Source organism: Janthinobacterium sp. AD80, from assembly GCF_002878455.1.
Classification (GTDB): domain Bacteria; phylum Pseudomonadota; class Gammaproteobacteria; order Burkholderiales; family Burkholderiaceae_D; genus Janthinobacterium.
Genome location: NZ_NRDQ01000022.1, coordinates 23,372 through 39,778, shown reverse-complemented (window position 1 = coordinate 39,778; position 16,407 = coordinate 23,372). Strand labels below are relative to the sequence as shown.

Below are 16,407 nucleotides of genomic sequence, written 5' to 3'. Positions count from 1 at the left end.
CCGGCAAACCCCGACAATCCGCGCGCTGGCGCGGCTGTGCTACCCCCTTCCAGCATAATATTTGTTTTTATTTGAAGCATTTATTTCTTTAAATCGGGAAAGCGGCAAAAGCCGCCACTACCAGAAGACAATAATGAATTCTGATAAAATATTACATTCTGGTGTTTCCAAAACTTCGCATACTCTGCAAACAACGCCTTCGCTAGATTCAATATGGCGCACTTCGCGCCACCGATAAATCCTTGCAAAAAGGAATATGATGATTCCCTCTTACCGGCCCGGGCCTTTATTAAAGGTCACCGGCGTTATTTTCATTCTGTTTGGCCTCGCCCTGCTGGGCGGCGGCATCTGGCTCGCCACGCTCGGCGGCTCCTGGTACTACTTGCTGGCCGGCATAGGCATGCTGGTTGCCGGCGGCCTCGTCTTCAAGGGCCGCCGCAGCGCCCAGCCTTTTCTCGCCTTTTTGCTGTTCGCCACCCTGGTGTGGTCCGTCATTGAAGTGAAATTCGACTGGTGGCAACTGCTGCCGCGCCTGGATATCTGGTTCGCCGCCGCCGTCTGGCTGCTGCTGCCCTTCGTCAGCCGCCGCCTGAGCCCGCCAGCAGATGGCGCGGCGAAACAGGGGCAGGCGGGCAAGACCGCCCTTTCCGCCGCCGTGGCCCTGACCGTCGTCGCCGGTGTCATCGCCCTGTTCCAGGATTACCATGACCTGCATGGCGACGTGCCGGCCGAAAACATGGCCGCCACCGCCACGGGCGACCTGGCGCCCGGCGTCGAGCACAACGACTGGTCCGCGTATGGCCGCTCCGGCTATGGCGACCGCTATGCGCCCGCCGCGCAGATCACGCCGGCCAATATTTCCGGCCTGAAAGAAGCCTGGACCTATCACACGGGCGACTTCAAGGGCCCCAACGACCCGGGCGAGATCGCCAACGAAGTCACGCCGCTGAAGGTCAACGACATGCTGTACCTGTGCACGCCGCACAACATCGTCATCGCCCTGAACCCGGACACGGGCAAGGAAATCTGGCGCCACGATCCGAAGATCAACCGCGATGCGGCCAGCTACCAGCACATGATCTGCCGCGGCGTCGCCTACTGGGACGTGAACGCGGGCCGCGCCAGGAACGACCCTGCGCCGCAGGCTGCCACCATGGAATGCCCGCGCCGCATCCTGGCGCCGACCATGGACGGCACCATGATCGCCGTCAATGCCGATACGGGCGAGTCGTGCAAGAGCTTTGGCAACAACGGCGTCGTCAACCTGTATAAAAACATGGCGATGATCAAGCGCGGTTTCCTGATGCCGACCTCGCCGCCAGCCGTGGCGCAAAACGTGGCCGTGATCGCCGCCAGCGTGACGGACAACCATTCCACGGAAGAGCCATCGGGCGTGATCCGCGGCTACGATCCCGTCACCGGCAAGCTGCTGTGGAACTGGGACCCGGCCACGCCGGAAGATACCGAGCCTTTCCCTGAAGGCAAGAACTACACCAACAACTCGCCCAACTCGTGGGGCGTGGCCAGCATCGATGAAAAGCTGGGCATGGTGTACATCCCGATGGGCAATGAAACCCCCGATACCTGGGGCGGCAACCGCAACAAGAATGGCGAGAAATACAATAGCGCCATCGTCGCGCTGGACCTGGCGACGGGCAAAGTGCGCTGGGCTTACCAGACCGTGCACCATGATATCTGGGACATGGACATCGGCGGCCAGCCAAGCCTGGTTGACATCGATACGCCAAAAGGCAAGGTGCCATCCGTGGTGGCCACGACAAAACGCGGCGACATCTACGTGATCGACCGCCGCGACGGCAGCCTGGTGGTGCCGGCACCGGAAAAACCCGTACCGACGAGCAATCCGGCCGCTGGCGACACCCTGTCGCCCACGCAGCCGTTCTCGGCCCTGACCTTCCTGCCAGAGCGCAATATCAGCGAAGCGGACATGTGGGGCACCACGCCGTTCGACCAGCTGGCCTGCCGCATCATCTTCAAGGAACGCCGCTATGAAGGCCCGTTCACGCCGCAAACGGCCGGCAAGGGCGCCGTCATTTCGCCTGGCCCGCTGGGCATCTTCGAATGGGGTGGCGCGGCCATCGACCCCGTGCGCCAGTTGTTGATCGTCAATCCCGACTACATGGGCTTCCTGGAAAAACTCGTGCCGCGCGCCGAGACGACGGCCAAGGGCGGCACGGGCGGCGAAATGGGCTTGCAGCCGCAGACGGGCGTACCGTTCGCCGTGGAAATCAAGGCCTTCCTGTCGCCACTGGGCTTCCCATGCCAGGCACCGCCGTGGGGCTATGTGGCCGCCGTCGACCTGCGCACCATGAAGAAAGTCTGGATGCACAAGAACGGCACCACGCGCGACAGCGGTCCCGTGCCGATTCCATTGCCACTGGGCGTGCCCAGCCTGGGCGGCATGGTCACCACCGGCGGTGGCGTGACGTTCCTCAGCAGCACGCTCGACTACTACATCCGCGGCTACGATGTCAGCAACGGCAAAGTCATCTGGAAAGCCCGCCTGCCAGCCGGCGGCCAGGCCACCCCGATGAGCTATGTGTCGAACAAGTCGGGACGCCAGTTCGTCGTCGTCATGGCCGGCGGCCACGGTTCGCTGGGCACGAAGATGAGCGACACGCTGGTGGCGTATGCTTTGCCGGAAGGCACGGCCGTCAAGAAAGCCGAAGCAAAGAAATAAACTGAACGGCAGCCAAGTGCATGCCAGGCGGCCCGCTCGATGCATCATCGGGCGGGCCGTTTTTTCATGTGGCACGCACTTCGGCAAGCAGGTGGCGCCGGCAAACGGGTCTGCCTCCTTGCCGCAGACGTGGCTGGCCATGGCCCGTGGCCGCGCCACCAGGTCACGACATGCCAGTGCTTGCCCCGGCTCCGCCGCCAGCCAGCGCCCGCGTCGCGGTGGCGATGGCGCAAAAAAAGCCGTTCAGTCTGCACTGAACGGCTTTTTTACGTCTGAAGAAACGACTGGCTTACAGGATGGTGGCCAGCGCGCATTGGCGGTAATGGGCGGCGGCCTGTTCCGTCTGCTGCAAGGCGTCGTGCATCTGCGCCAGCTTCAGGTGCGCGTCGCGCACCATCCGCGGCTCGTTCGCGTCCGACAGCGCCTGCTCCAGGTGGCGCTGCGCCTTGCCCCAGAGTTTCTGCTTGAGGCACAGCGAACCGAGGGTCAGCGCCAGTTCCGCGTCCAGCGGACGCTTTTTCAGCCACTGTTCGCAATGTTCGATCTGCAGCAGCAAGGCGGGCGTGCCGCCTGGGGCCGCCGCTTCGCGGTAGGCGCGCACCACGCGGTCGTCCCAGTCGGCGGCCAGCGACTCTTCGCACACCAGGCGCGCCTCGTCGTGCAGGCCGCGCGCATTCAGGGCCGTGGCGGCGCGGCAGGCGATATACGGCTTGACCCGGTCGCTGCTGGGCACGGTGGACCAGACGCGCATCAGCGATTCGGCGTCGTGCGTGGGGTCGGACAGCAAATGGTCATAGGCCAGCTCACGCAGGCGCGACGACAGGGCCGGATGCAGGGCGCGGTGCTTGTCGAGCGAACGCACGAGGCGCAGCACTTCCGGCCAGTTCTTCGCCTGCTGCTCGGCTTTCAGCGACCATTGCAGCGCGTGGATGTGGCGCGTGCCGCTGGCGTTCAGTTCGCGCACGGCGGCCAGCGCCGCTTCCGGCTGGTGGTCGTCGACCAGCAATTCCGTCACCGTCATCAGGCGCGCCGTTTTCAGGCTGGCATCGCCTTCGACACGCGCCAGCCAGCTGTCGCGGCGTTCGGACTGGCGCATGCGGTGCGCGGCGCGCGCGCCGATCAGCGCGGCCAGGCCGGCGTTTTCTTCCAGCTCGGCGGCCCGCAGGGCAGCCTTCTCGGCATGGCCGAAACGGCCTTCGAACAGGGCTTTCAAGGCTTCGCGCAAGCCCTTGTTGCCATCGCGCTCACGCTTGCGCTGGCGGTAGGCGGCCACTTGCGCCGGCATGCGCACGGTGGCGCGCACGGCGCGCACCAGCAGGTACAGCAGCACGAACAGCACCACCTGCAGCAGCAGGAAGAAGTTCAGCGACAAATCGATGCGGTATGGCGGATAGAACAGCACCACATTGCCAGGGTTGAAACGGGCCGTCACGGCGATACCGATCGCCGCGGCCATCAGGGCGAGTAACCAGAGAAATAAACGCATGGGCTCAGGACTTCGCTTTGTAGTTGCGCACAGCGGTCAGGCTGTCGGACAAGGTCGGCATTTCGATGGCCAGGTTGCTCGCCTGCACCTGGCGCAGCAGGGCTTGCGCCGTCTGCGTGCTCCTGGCGCGCGTGTCGAAATACTTGGCCAGCGCATCCTGGGTGGCAATCAGGTCATTGCGGAACGCCGTTTCATTGCGCGACAACAATGCCATGCGGGCATTGAGCAGGCGCAGCTTGACGTTTTCACGCAAGAAATATGTTTGCGTCGGCGACAGCATCAGCGCTTCCGGCGTGTCGACCCGGCGGATGCGGATCAGCTGGCGCACGTCGTTCCACATGTCGCTGCTCCAGGTATTCCAGCCTTCGCGCACCGTGTGCAGCAGCGGCTCGGGCGCCGGCGGGCCCACCAGCTTGCCGCTGGCATCGCGCGCATGCCTGGCACCGGCCTTGCCCGGCTTTTCCGGCGCCGCCGGCAAGGCCGGCGTTTCATCGGACAGCATCGGCAAGGCGTCGATCTGGGCAATCACGGCATCGAGGCGCAGGGCCACGCCCGTCGAATCGACGCTGGGCAGGGCCTTGAGTTTTTCCATGTCGCGGGCGATGGCGCGGCGGATGGTGATGAACTGCGGCTTGTCCGAGCGCGACAGGCTGCGGTCGGCGTTTTGCAGGGCGATCAGCGCGCCGGGCACATTGCCGGCCAGTTGCAGCTGCTGGCTGGCCGTCGACAGCACTTGCTCGATTTCCGTCAGCGCCCACTCGTCGCGGTTCTTCGACAAGTCGTTATACAGTTGTTCCAGCGCCAGCTGCTGGCTCTGGGTTTCGCTCTGGCGGTTTTCCAGCGCGCCAACCTTGATTTGCAGCTCTTTCGTGCCTTCCTGCACGGTGCGCGCCAGCATGCCCGTTTCGGCATTGCTGACGTCGCCCTTTTGCAGGCGCTTGGCCACTTCTTCGCGCAGATTACGGATCTGCTTGCTGGTCGACCAGCTTTGCGCGGCCAGCAGCACCGCCAGCACGATGACGGCGATACTCATGGGCTTTTGCAGCTGCTCGATCAGGCTCGGCGCGCGGCCAGCGGATTGGTCGGCCGCCTGCGGCGCCGTCTTCACGGCGCTGCCAGGCGTTGCATTCGATTCGGGGATGGTAGGCATTTCGTTCATGGTCGTGATTGTAACGCGGCGAGCACTCCTGCGTCGCCTGATCCTGTCAAGGTGACCCGGGCAAAGCCCAGGGCGGCCGCCGTTTGTGCAATGCGGGCATGCGGTACGATCAGATGCTGCTGTTGCATTTTTGCAACAGCTGTCTTTTCACCACGGCTGTCGTCCAGCGCCGCCAGCAAGGCCAGCAAGCCGCGCAGCGCTTCCGAGCTGGTGATGATCCAGTCATTATTATGCTGCAACAAGTTTTCCAGAGTCGCCCGCAAGGCGGCTGTCAGCGCTGGCACCTGGCGGCGATAGGCCGTGACGAACTCGACGGAAGCTCCCGCCGCGCGCAAGCCGTCGGCCAGGAAGTCGCGCCCGCCATCGCCGCGCACGATCAGCGCGCGCTTGCCGCGCAGGGCCGGCAAGTCCAGTGCCAGCAGCAGGTGCTCGGAATCGCTGCGCGCCGTATCGAACGGGCTGGTGATGCTGGCGTTGGCATCCGTGACGCCATGCGCCGCCAATGCCATGCGGCTGCCCTCGCCCACCACGGCCAGCGGCACGCCGGCCGGCCAGGCTGGCAAATGCGCAAAGACGCAGTCGATGGCGTTCGGCGAAACAAACACCACCAGATCAAACTCAGGCAGGCGCGCCAGCATGCGCAGCAGCTGCGCGCGCTCGGCTGCGCCGTCGAGGGCATGGATTTCCAGCAGCGGCAGCAGTTGCACGGGCAAGCCCAGCGCCGCGACCTTGGCGGCCAGCGGCCCCGCTTGTTGCGCGGGCCGCGTGATCACCACGGTGTCAGGCATGCGGCGCCAGGCCTTCATGGTTGTCGGGTGTAACGGCGCACGAGGCGAGGATGCCGGCCGCGTCTTGCGCGCGCAGCAGCTCGGCCACCTGTTCGCCCAGCAGTTCCGGCCCGCTGGCCGGGCCACTGACATCGGCGCTGGCCATGCGCGCGCCATCCGGCGTGGCAACCATGGCGCGCAAGCGCATCTGTTCGCCATCGACGGTGGCAAACGCGGCCAGCGGAATCTGGCAGCTGCCGCCAAAGATCTTCGACACCTTGCGCTCGGCCGTGACGGCTTGCGCCGTGGCCGTGTGGTTCAGCGGCGCCAGCAGGCGCACGAGGTCGGCACCGTCGGCGCGCCCGCTGCGGATCTCGATGGCCATGGCGCCCTGGCCTGCGGCCGGCAGGCTGTCTTCCGGCGCCAGCACGGCGCGGATGCGCGATGCCAGGCCCAGGCGTTTCAAGCCGGCGGCGGCCAGGATGATGGCGGCGTAGTCGCCACGGTCGAGCTTGCCCAAACGCGTATCGAGGTTGCCGCGCAGGGGAAGGATGGTCAGGTGCGGATAGCGCGCGGCGATCAGCGACTGGCGGCGCAGGCTGCTCGTGCCCACCACGGCGCCGTGCGGCAATTCGGCCAGGCTGGCGTAGTCGTTCGAGACGAAGGCGTCGCGCGGGTCCTCGCGCTCGAGGATGGCGGCCAGGGCAAAGCCCTCCGGCAATTCCATCGGCACGTCCTTGAGCGAATGCACGGCCAGGTCGGCGCGCCCTTCTTCCATCGCCACTTCCAGTTCCTTGACGAACAAGCCCTTGCCGCCTACCTTGGACAGGGCGCGGTCGAGAATCTGGTCGCCGCGTGTGGTCATGCCGAGAATTTCAACGCTACACTGCGGATACAGGGCGGCCAGGCGCGCGCGCACATGTTCCGCTTGCCACATGGCAAGACGGCTTTCGCGCGTGGCGATCACCAGGCGGGCGGGAATAGTCGGCGTCAATTCGTTCGGGGTCAATTCGGATGCTTTCAAAACAAGTTCTTTCGCTGTCGTTGTCATTGTGGTTGCGATTGTCGTTGAGATTCTCGTGGCCCATTCGCCCATCCGATCTCAATTTATACCGGCATGGCGCGTGGCGTCGCTATAATCGTTATCCCTTTGCCTACACGGCCAAGTCAGGCTGGCGTCCATGTTGAAGACCACAAATTTTATCATGCGCCCCCTCCCCCCTGCGGCCAAACGCCCGGTGCGATCCTCATTCCCTTGCTTTTACACTTACTTTGGTTCTTTATTATGCTCAATGACGCAGTAGCACCAGAAATAGTTCCAGCGGCCGGCTCCGACAAGGATGCGCCGCTGAAAGAAGATATCCGCCTGCTGGGCCGCCTGCTGGGCGACGTGCTGCGGGAACAGGAAGGCGACGCCGTCTTCAACGTGGTGGAAACCATCCGTCAGACGTCCGTGCGCTTCCGCCGCGAAGCGGATGCGGACGCCGCGCTGGAACTCGACGCCATGCTCAAGGAACTGAGCCGCGAGCAGACCATTTCCGTCGTGCGCGCCTTTTCCTATTTTTCGCACCTGGCCAATATCGCGGAAGACCAGCACCATATCCGCCGCCGCCGCGCCCACCTGCTGGCTGGTTCCCCTGCGCAAAAAGGCAGCGTCAGCTTCGCGCTGAAAAAGCTGCGCATGGCCGGCGTGCCGCGCAAGACGGTCGACACCTTTTTCCAGGAGGCGCTGATCGCCCCCGTGCTGACGGCCCACCCGACGGAAGTGCAGCGCAAGAGCATCCTCGACGCCGAGCATGACATCGCCCGCCTGCTGGCCGAACGCGACCTGCCGCTGACACCAAAGGAACGCCACGCCAACATGCAGCTGCTGCGCTCGCGCGTGGCCACCCTGTGGCAGACGCGCATGCTGCGCTACTCCAAGCTGACGGTGGCCGACGAGATCGAGAACGCCCTGTCCTACTACCGCATCACCTTCTTGCGCGAACTGCCGGGCCTGTACGACGACATCGAGGACGACATCGCCGCCGAATACCCGAATGGCGATGGCACGATCGAACCGATCAACGCGGCCTACGTGCAGATGGGCAGCTGGATTGGCGGCGACCGCGACGGCAATCCGAACGTCAACGCCGGCACCATGCAGCATGCGCTGGCGCGCCACGCCACCACCATCCTCGACTTTTACCTCGATGAAGTGCACGCGCTGGGCGCGGAACTGTCCGTCTCGACCCTGATGGTGGGCGTGAGCGCCGAACTGCAGGCGCTGGCCGAGCAGTCGCCGGACGCCTCGCCGCACCGCAGCGACGAACCGTACCGCCGCGCCCTGATCGGCATCTATGCGCGCCTGGCCGCCACCGCGCGCGCCCTGGGCGCCACCAATATCCTGCGCAAGGAAGTGGGCGCGGCGGCCGCCTACCCGGATGCGGCCGCTTTTGTGGCCGACCTGCGCACCATCGTCGCCTCGCTCGAAGCGCACCACGGCGCCGCCCTCGTGCGCCCGCGCCTGGCCACCCTGGCGCGCGCGGCCGACATCTTCGGCTTCCACCTGGCCTCGCTCGACATGCGCCAGACGTCAGACGTGCACGAGCGCGTGCTGGCCGACCTGTTCGCCAAGAGCGGCGTGGCCGCCGATTACGCCGGCATGGCCGAGGAAGCCAAGCAGGCCCTGCTGCTGAACGAACTGGCACAGCCGCGCCTGCTGTATTCACCCTACATCGCCTATGCCACCGAGACGGATGCGGAGCTGGCGATTTTGCGCGCGGCGCGCAACATCCGCCAGCGCTACGGCGCGCGGGCCATCCGCAACTACATCATCTCGCACACGGAAACCGTGTCCGACCTGCTGGAAGTATTGCTGCTGCAAAAAGAAACGGGCTTGCTGCGCACCGACTGGCATGCAGGTGGCGACGGCGACAGCACGTGCGAGCTGATGGTCATCCCCCTGTTTGAAACCATCCCCGACCTGCAGCGCGCGGCCGGCATCATGGGCCAGCTCATGGCATTGCCATTGGTAAAACAGCTGATCGCCAAGCAGGGGCAATTGCAGGAAGTCATGCTCGGCTATTCGGACTCGAACAAGGATGGCGGCTTCCTCACCTCGAACTGGGAGCTGTACAAGGCGGAACTGGCTCTCGTGTCCGACTTCCAGAAGGCCGGCGTCAAGCTGCGCCTGTTCCATGGCCGGGGCGGCACGGTGGGCAGGGGCGGCGGCCCCAGCTACGAAGCCATCCTGGCGCAGCCGCCGGGCACCGTCAACGGCCAGATCCGCCTGACGGAACAGGGTGAAATCATCGCCTCGAAGTTTTCCAACGCGGAAATCGGCCGGCGCAACCTGGAATTGCTGGTCGCCGCCACCCTGGAAGCGAGCCTGGCGCCGCAGGAAGCCAATCCGGCCCGCAACAGCCAGCTGGCGCAGTTCGAAGCCGTGATGGCGCAGTTGTCGGACCTGGCCTACCACGCCTACCGCGACCTCGTGTATGAAACGCCGGGCTTCACGGAGTATTTCTTCTCGGCCACGCCAATCGCGGAAATCGCCGAACTGAACCTCGGTTCGCGCCCCGCCTCGCGCAAGGCCAACCAGCGCATCGAAGACTTGCGCGCCATTCCCTGGGGCTTTTCCTGGGGCCAGTGCCGCTTGCTGCTGCCCGGCTGGTTCGGCTTCGGCAGCGCCATCCACGCCTGGATCAACGGCGCAGATGGCGGCGCTAAAGACGAAAAAATCGCCACCCTGCGCGCCATGCATGCCGAATGGCCGTTCTTTGCCACCCTGCTGTCGAACATGGACATGGTACTGGCCAAGACGGACCTGGCGATCGCCTCGCGCTATGCGGAACTGGTGGCCGACCAGGGCTTGCGCGAACGCATCTACAAGCGCATCACGGACGAGCATGGCAATACCCTGCAATGTCTGGAACTGATCACCGGCAATACGGAACGCCTGGCAGGCAACCCGCTGCTGGCCCGCTCGATCCAGAACCGTTTCGCCTATCTCGATCCGCTCAACCACTTGCAGGTGGAACTGATCAAGCGCAACCGCGCCCTGTCCAGCGCCAGCAAGATCGACGAGCGTGTCCATCGCGGCATCCAGCTGTCGATCAACGGCGTGGCGGCAGGCTTGCGCAACACGGGCTGACGCCGGATAAGCGCCCTGCAGGCAAGGCCGGCGCCGCCAACGCCGGCCTTTTTATTTTCTGTAGGAAAATTATTCTCAAGAAAACAACAATTAAGCATTACACTGGCAGCGGGTAATCCTTCCTCCGGCGCCGGGCGCGCCGCAGCGGCCAACCAAGACGCCAGGAATACGGATGAGTAGATGGTCGATTGAAACGCTCAGCGCGGTCTGTGCCGCACTGCTCCTGGTCGCACTGGGCTGGCTCGCCGGCGTGGCCTGGCAGGAGCTCAATTTCTGGGAACATGTGTGGCTGAGCGTGCTATTGCTGACGGCCACCGGCATGGCCATCTGGCTGATGCGCAAGCTGCGCACCCGCCTGGCCTGCGCGCGCCAGCAGCTTGACGCCAGCACCATGCGCTACCGCGACCTGGCCGAAGCGGCGCAGGATGGTATGTGGCAAACGGATGCCGATGGCATGATCGTGCACGTCAACCAGCGCCTGGGCGACATGCTGGGCCTGCCCCTGGATCAGCTGCTGGGCCACTCCATGGCCGAATTCCATGACGATGCCACCTTGCAGCGCCTGTGCCCGCTGCGCCAGGAGGCGGGACAAAGCTGCATGGGCGAGCTGCGCTATATGCATGCGGACGGTTCGGAACGCTGGGCCATGCTCAGCGGGCGCCGCCTGTACGACCGCCTCGGCAGCCTGACGGGCGCCCTGGTGCTGGCCAGCGATATCACCGAGCACAAGCGGGCAGAGCAAGCGCTCAGCGTCGCCCATGCGGAGCTGGAAAACCGCGTGGCCCTGCGCACGGCGCAGTTACTGGATGTAAATACCCAGCTGTCCGCCGAGATCGCCATGCGCGCGCAGACGGAGGCGGCGCTGGCGCGCAGCGAGGAGCGGCTGCAGGACATCATTTCCATGATGCCGTTGTCGCTGTTCCTCAAGGATGCCGATTCCCACATCGTGCTGATGAACCAGGCTTGCGAACAGCAATGGGGCGTGCATTTCCAGGACATCGCCGAAGGACGCGACCGGCAGCACTTTCCCCCGCATCAGAATGCGGGCTTCCACGCCGCCGACCAGGAAGCGTTTGCCAGCCGCCAGGTGGTGATACGCGAAGAGCTGATATGGAATGCGCTGCTGCAGGAAAACCGCCTCGTGCAAACGCACAAGAAACCCATTTTCAATGCCGACGGCCAGCCGCAGATGCTCATCGCCATGGCCGTCGACATCACGGAAAGCAAGCGCAACGAGGAAAACCTGCAGCGTTCGCTGGCCCAGCTGCGCGAGCTGTCCGACCACCAGCAAACCATCAAGGAAGAGGAACGGCGCCGCATCGCGCTCGACATCCACGACGACCTGGGGCAGAACCTGATGGTGCTGCGCATCGATGTGTCGCTGCTGCACACGCGCACGGCCGCCGCCCACCCGCGCCTGCACCAGCATGCGCAACGCGTGCTCGACACCATCGACGCCACCATCCGCTCCGTGCGCACCATCATCAATGACTTGCATCCCAGCACCCTGGAGCTGGGCCTGGGGCCGGCGGCCGAATGGCTGATACGCCAGATGGAAGGACGCGGCTCGATCCGCTACCGCCTGCATATCGCCAGCGAAGCGCCCAACCTGGGCCTGGACCAGCGCCAGACGTCGGCCATCTTCCGCGTGCTGCAGGAATCGCTGTCGAACATCGTGCGCCATGCCCAGGCCAGCGAAGTGGAAGTGGCGCTGGCGCAAGACCAGGATGCCATCGTCGTGCGCATCAGCGACAACGGCATCGGCATGCAGCCGGGCGACGATGGCAAGCGCGCCGCCTTCGGCCTGAAAAGCATCCGCGAGCGCGTGCATGCGCTGGGCGGCGAACTGCGCATCGACAGCCAGGCGGGCCAGGGCACGGCGCTGGCAATCCACCTGCCGCAGGCCCGCCCCGTCGCAGCCCCGGGATGATGTCACGAAAGTTAGCAAAAATAGTAGCAAATAAAGTATGCATCGGCGGCATAAAAACGTAATATAAGTCTTTTCCTTAAGGAAACTATCATGCCGCCACGGTGCTCCTGCTGGTCCGCCGCCCAACGCCTGACCTTGCTGCTGTTGCTGTCCGCGACACCGCTGGCCGGCGCCAGTATTTACGCTGAACATGGTTTCGGCGAAAAAGGCGGTGATGGCAGCATTGCCTCCGACCTGAACCCGGCGGGGCTGGTGGCCGGCATCATCACGGAAGAGGAAGGTCGGCGCCGCGCCGTGATCTACCAGCACGGCCGCATCCGCGAACTGGGCACGCTGGGCGGCAATGAAGGTTTTACCAAGGCCATCAATGCCCACGGCGTGGTGGTCGGCTCCGCGCAGACGGCCAGCGGCGCCTGGCACGCCTTCCGTTACGAGGAAGCGACCGGCATGCGCGACCTGGGCACCCTGGGCGGCAACAGCAGCTATGCCACGGCCATCACGCACGACGGCCGGGTGGCCGGCTACGCCGATACCAGCGGCGGCGATTTCCATGCGTTTGTGACGCAGGCCGACCACAGCCTGCAAGACCTGGGCACCCTGGGCGGCGCCAGCAGCTATGCCAGCGGCCTGAACGCGCATGGCGTCGTGGTGGGCACGGCGCAACGCAGCGACGGCTTTCGCCGCGCCTTCGTCTACCGCCCCGGCGCGGGCATGCAGGAAATCGGCACCCTGCCCGGCGGACGCATCAGCTCGGCCACCGCCATCAATGACGCTGGCTTGATCGTGGGCGCCTCGGAAACGGAAAAGCGCCGCTGGCACGCATTCGCCTGGGACGGCAAGCGCATGCTCGACCTGGGCGCCATGATCGGCCAGGGCGACAGCTATGCCACGGCCGTGAATGCGGCCGGCCACGTCGTCGGCAGCGTCAGCATCAACGGCTATGAACCGATGACCTTTGTCTACAAGCAAGGCGTGATGACGGTGCGCCGCCGCGACGACGGCCTGTACCTGACCAACAAGATCACGGACGCCGGCCTGGTGGTGGGCGCCGTCTACACGGGGCATAAATTCCAGGCTTTCGCCGTGCCGTCGCAAGCGGCGCCGGCGCCGCAGCGCAGCAACCCGCTGGAATGGCTGCTGATGACCGTCATCGCCGCCGCCTGCGGCGCGGCCCTGTACAAACTGAAGCGCCATCACCGCGCCGGCCTGCCAGGCCAGCGTACGTATTTCAGGTAAGCCAACGCTGAGGATGGACGAAAAAAAAGAGGCTTGCGCCTCTTTTTTTATGACTGCTTAGTTTTGCGTCAGGAACGTTTTCAGCTTATCCGAACGCGAAGGCTGGCGCAGCTTGCTCATGGCTTTCGCTTCGATCTGGCGGATACGCTCGCGCGTCACGTCGAACTGCTTGCCCACTTCTTCCAAGGTGTGGTCGTTCGACATTTCCACGCCATAACGCATGCGCAGCACTTTCGCTTCGCGCGGGGTCAGGGAGTCCAGCACTTCCTTGATCACATTGCGCATCGACGCATGCAGCGCGGCGTCCAGCGGTGCCAGGGTCGTGTTGTCTTCGATGAAGTCGCCCAGTTGCGAATCGCCATCTTCGCCCATCGGCGTTTCCATGGAGATCGGCTCTTTCGCGATCTTCATGATCTCGCGCACCTTGTTTTCCGGCATTTCCATCTTGACGGCCAGGGTCGCCAGGTCCGGCTCGCTGCCCGTTTCCTGCATGATCTGGCGCGAGATGCGGTTCATCTTGTTGATCGTTTCGATCATGTGCACCGGCACGCGGATGGTGCGGGCCATGTCGGCGATCGAACGCGTGATGGCCTGGCGGATCCACCAGGTGGCGTAGGTCGAGAACTTGTAGCCGCGGCGGTATTCGAATTTATCCACGGCCTTCAGCAGACCGATGTTGCCTTCCTGGATCAGGTCGAGGAATTGCAAGCCGCGGTTGATGTATTTCTTGGCGATCGAAATGACCAGGCGCAAGTTGGCGACCGTCATTTCGCGTTTCGCGTGACGCGCACGCTTTTCGCCGGCAGCCATCTGCTTGTTGATCTTGCGCAAGTCAGCCAGCGGCAGGGCAACGCGCGCTTGCAGGTCGATCATCTTCTTTTGCAGTTCCTTGACGGCAGGCACGTTGCGGCTGAGGATGGCGCTGTACGGATACTTGCAATCGACTTCGCGGTCGACCCATTCCAGGTCGCATTCATTGCCTGGGAAGACCTTGATGAAGTGGGCGCGCGGCATGCCGCATTTGTTCACGCACAGTTCCAGCACGGCGCGCTCGATGTGGCGCACTTCTTCCATCTGGCCGCGCAGGGTGTCGCACAGCTTTTCCACCACCTTGGCCGTGAAGCGGATGCCCAGCAGTTCCTGCGAAATGGCTTCCTGCGCCTTGATGTAGGCTTTCGAGTTGTAGCCCTCGGGCGCCTTGCGCATCTTGTCGTACTGCGTCGAAATGACGTTGAATTTCTCCAATGCATTCTTTTTCAGCTGCGCCAATTGCTCGCTGGAGAAACCGGCCGCGCCGCCATTGGCGTCGCCGTCTTCTTCCTCGGCTTCTTCTTCCTCTTCCTCGTCGTCACCGCTGGCGCTAGCAGGCGCGGCGGCAGCGGCGGGCGCCGGGGCATTGCTTTCGTTCAAATCAACGAAGCCGTCGACCACTTCATCGACCTTGATTTCGTCGCGCGCGATTTTTTGCGACAGCGCGACGATTTCGCCGATGGTGGTCGGGCAGGCGGAAATGGCCTGGATCATGTCTTTCAGGCCGCCTTCGATGCGCTTGGCGATCTCGATCTCGCCTTCGCGCGTCAGCAGCGCCACGGCGCCCATTTCACGCATGTACATGCGCACGGGGTCGGTGGTGCGGCCGAAGTCGGAATCGACGGTCGACAGCGCGGTGGCGGCAGCCGCTTCCACTTCATCATCGCTGGTGACGGTGGCGACGTTGTCAGTCAACAACAGGCTTTCCGCGTCAGGGGCGCGCTCGTAGACGGCGATGCCCATGTCGTTGAAGGTGGCGATGATGCCTTCGATGGCTTCCGGATCGATAATGTTTTCCGGCAATTGGTCATTGATCTCGGCATAGGTGAGGAAACCGCGTTCCTTGCCCATGTTGATCAGGCCCGTGATCTGCTTGCGGCGGCGTTCCAGGTCCGCTGCCGAGGCTTCCGGATCGCCCAAGGCATCGGCCAGGCCGCCCTTGGCCTTGCGGTCGCGCGCTTTCGACACGGCCTTCAGTTCGGCGCGTTCGACGGCATTCAGTGCTGCCACTTCATCGTTTTCCGGCGTGAATTCGCTCGGTTTGCGGCCACGGCGGCCCGGTACCTTGACGGTTGGCAGGAAATAGTTCGACGTATCGATGGCGGCCAGGGCATCGGCGTCGGTGGTCTTGCTGACCACTTGCGCACCGGTGATGATGGTCACGGGTGCCGCTTCCGGCTTGGCGCGCACGACTTTCGAACGGGCGGCCGTCACGACTTTGTTCGTGGCGGCGCTTTCGCTGACCTTGCGTGGCGCGGGCGCCACCTTGGCGCCCGGTGCCACTTTCACGCTCGGCGTCTTGGCCGGCGCCGCTTCCGCTACCTCGGCAACGGCTTCAACGGCAGCGGCTGGCGCTTCGGCAGCCACTTCGGCCGGCTGCACGGCAGCCAGGCGCGAGCGGCTTTTCTTCACGACGGTGACAACGGTCGGCGCCGTCGTGACGGTGGCTTCCGGATTCGCTTGCGCATTATCGATGAAGTAAGATAAAGTCGTTTTTGGTACGGCAAGTGGTGCCGCGGCTGGGCGTGGCGCCTTGGCGGACAACGTTAAAGTTTTTGGCGTATTCTTCATGAGATATCTCTTAATGCGAGACCAGATGGTGTCGGCGCGAAGTGAATGATTCCACCTAAGCCTGCGAAACCGGACTCGATGGAGCGTGTTGTTGCGGCTGCCGTCAACGGCAGCGGCGCCTGTTTATCGGAACGTTCAAAGCCCGCGCCTCCGGCATGCGGAGCGGCGGGCCGTACGGCGAGGCCGGAGCCGGGTCAGATAAATAAGCGATGTACATTGCGGAATGAAAAAAAGCCCGTACCAGAACGGGCTTGAATCTATTGTTGTTCAGTGAAGACACAGCGGAGAGCAAGATTATGCACGAAGGCCCGTTATCTGAATAATTGATAAGTGGAATAACCGATATCAAAAATATCAATAATGGGGGCCCTGCACCGCACTGCTCCTATCCC

The 16,407-nt window shown here is 63.9% G+C and carries 9 protein-coding genes; 4 read left to right on the top strand and 5 right to left on the bottom strand.

Going from position 1 to position 16,407, the window contains the following annotated elements; all coding sequences use genetic code 11:
* The first annotated feature begins 259 nt into the window (after positions 1-259).
* Positions 260-2,701, top strand: a complete 2,442-nt coding sequence (locus JaAD80_RS05880; protein WP_102293350.1) for a membrane-bound PQQ-dependent dehydrogenase, glucose/quinate/shikimate family — start codon at positions 260-262, stop codon at positions 2,699-2,701.
* 289 nt (positions 2,702-2,990) lie between these two features.
* Here the strand turns inward: JaAD80_RS05880 and JaAD80_RS05875 are convergent, their stop codons facing one another.
* The 4 genes from JaAD80_RS05875 to hemC are packed head-to-tail and all read right to left on the bottom strand — an operon-like array spanning position 2,991 to position 7,137.
* On the bottom strand, positions 2,991-4,187 hold the full coding sequence (locus JaAD80_RS05875) for a heme biosynthesis protein HemY (protein WP_102293318.1): 1,197 nt from the start codon (positions 4,185-4,187) through the stop codon (positions 2,991-2,993).
* A 4-nt stretch (positions 4,188-4,191) separates the two neighbouring features.
* The gene (locus tag JaAD80_RS05870; protein WP_102293317.1) at positions 4,192-5,346 is read right to left on the bottom strand and encodes a uroporphyrinogen-III C-methyltransferase; all 1,155 of its coding nucleotides are present in this window, start codon (positions 5,344-5,346) and stop codon (positions 4,192-4,194) included.
* Entirely contained in the window at positions 5,343-6,134 is a 792-nt protein-coding gene (locus JaAD80_RS05865; protein WP_102293349.1) for a uroporphyrinogen-III synthase, read from the bottom strand. The genes JaAD80_RS05870 and JaAD80_RS05865 overlap by 4 nt, the downstream gene beginning before the upstream one ends.
* Entirely contained in the window at positions 6,127-7,137 is a 1,011-nt protein-coding gene (gene hemC / locus JaAD80_RS05860) for a hydroxymethylbilane synthase (RefSeq protein WP_258002825.1), read from the bottom strand. Before hemC ends, JaAD80_RS05865 begins: the two co-directional genes overlap by 8 nt.
* A gap of 261 nt (positions 7,138-7,398) precedes the next feature.
* Between hemC and ppc the strand changes: the two genes are divergently transcribed.
* The 3 genes from ppc (at position 7,399) to JaAD80_RS05845 (ending at position 13,414) form a co-directional block, all read left to right on the top strand.
* Positions 7,399-10,248, top strand: coding sequence for a phosphoenolpyruvate carboxylase (ppc, locus tag JaAD80_RS05855; protein WP_102293316.1), 2,850 nt, complete (start codon positions 7,399-7,401; stop codon positions 10,246-10,248).
* A gap of 172 nt (positions 10,249-10,420) precedes the next feature.
* Positions 10,421-12,178: a PAS domain S-box protein gene (locus JaAD80_RS05850; RefSeq protein WP_102293315.1), complete on the top strand. Its 1,758-nt coding sequence runs from the start codon at positions 10,421-10,423 to the stop codon at positions 12,176-12,178.
* Positions 12,179-12,268: 90 nt separating this feature from the next.
* Positions 12,269-13,414: an HAF repeat-containing protein gene (locus tag JaAD80_RS05845; RefSeq protein ID WP_102293314.1), complete on the top strand. Its 1,146-nt coding sequence runs from the start codon at positions 12,269-12,271 to the stop codon at positions 13,412-13,414.
* Positions 13,415-13,471: 57 nt separating this feature from the next.
* On the opposite strand, the gene rpoD is transcribed toward JaAD80_RS05845, so the two are convergent.
* Complete coding sequence (gene rpoD, locus JaAD80_RS05840; protein WP_102293313.1) at positions 13,472-16,015, bottom strand: RNA polymerase sigma factor RpoD; 2,544 nt, start codon at positions 16,013-16,015, stop codon at positions 13,472-13,474.
* Positions 16,016-16,407: the final 392 nt, after the last annotated feature.

Excerpts from the sequence above, each read along its gene's own strand:
- JaAD80_RS05845 (WP_102293314.1), top strand. The coding sequence starts at position 12,269 with ATGCCGCCACGGTGCTCCTGCTGGTCCGCCGCCCAACGCCTGACCTTG.
- JaAD80_RS05865 (WP_102293349.1), bottom strand. The coding sequence starts at position 6,134 with ATGCCTGACACCGTGGTGATCACGCGGCCCGCGCAACAAGCGGGGCCG.
- rpoD (WP_102293313.1), bottom strand. The coding sequence starts at position 16,015 with ATGAAGAATACGCCAAAAACTTTAACGTTGTCCGCCAAGGCGCCACGC.
- JaAD80_RS05850 (WP_102293315.1), top strand. The coding sequence starts at position 10,421 with ATGAGTAGATGGTCGATTGAAACGCTCAGCGCGGTCTGTGCCGCACTG.
- JaAD80_RS05880 (WP_102293350.1), top strand. The coding sequence starts at position 260 with ATGATTCCCTCTTACCGGCCCGGGCCTTTATTAAAGGTCACCGGCGTT.
- JaAD80_RS05875 (WP_102293318.1), bottom strand. The coding sequence starts at position 4,187 with ATGCGTTTATTTCTCTGGTTACTCGCCCTGATGGCCGCGGCGATCGGT.
- ppc (WP_102293316.1), top strand. The coding sequence starts at position 7,399 with ATGCTCAATGACGCAGTAGCACCAGAAATAGTTCCAGCGGCCGGCTCC.
- JaAD80_RS05870 (WP_102293317.1), bottom strand. The coding sequence starts at position 5,346 with ATGAACGAAATGCCTACCATCCCCGAATCGAATGCAACGCCTGGCAGC.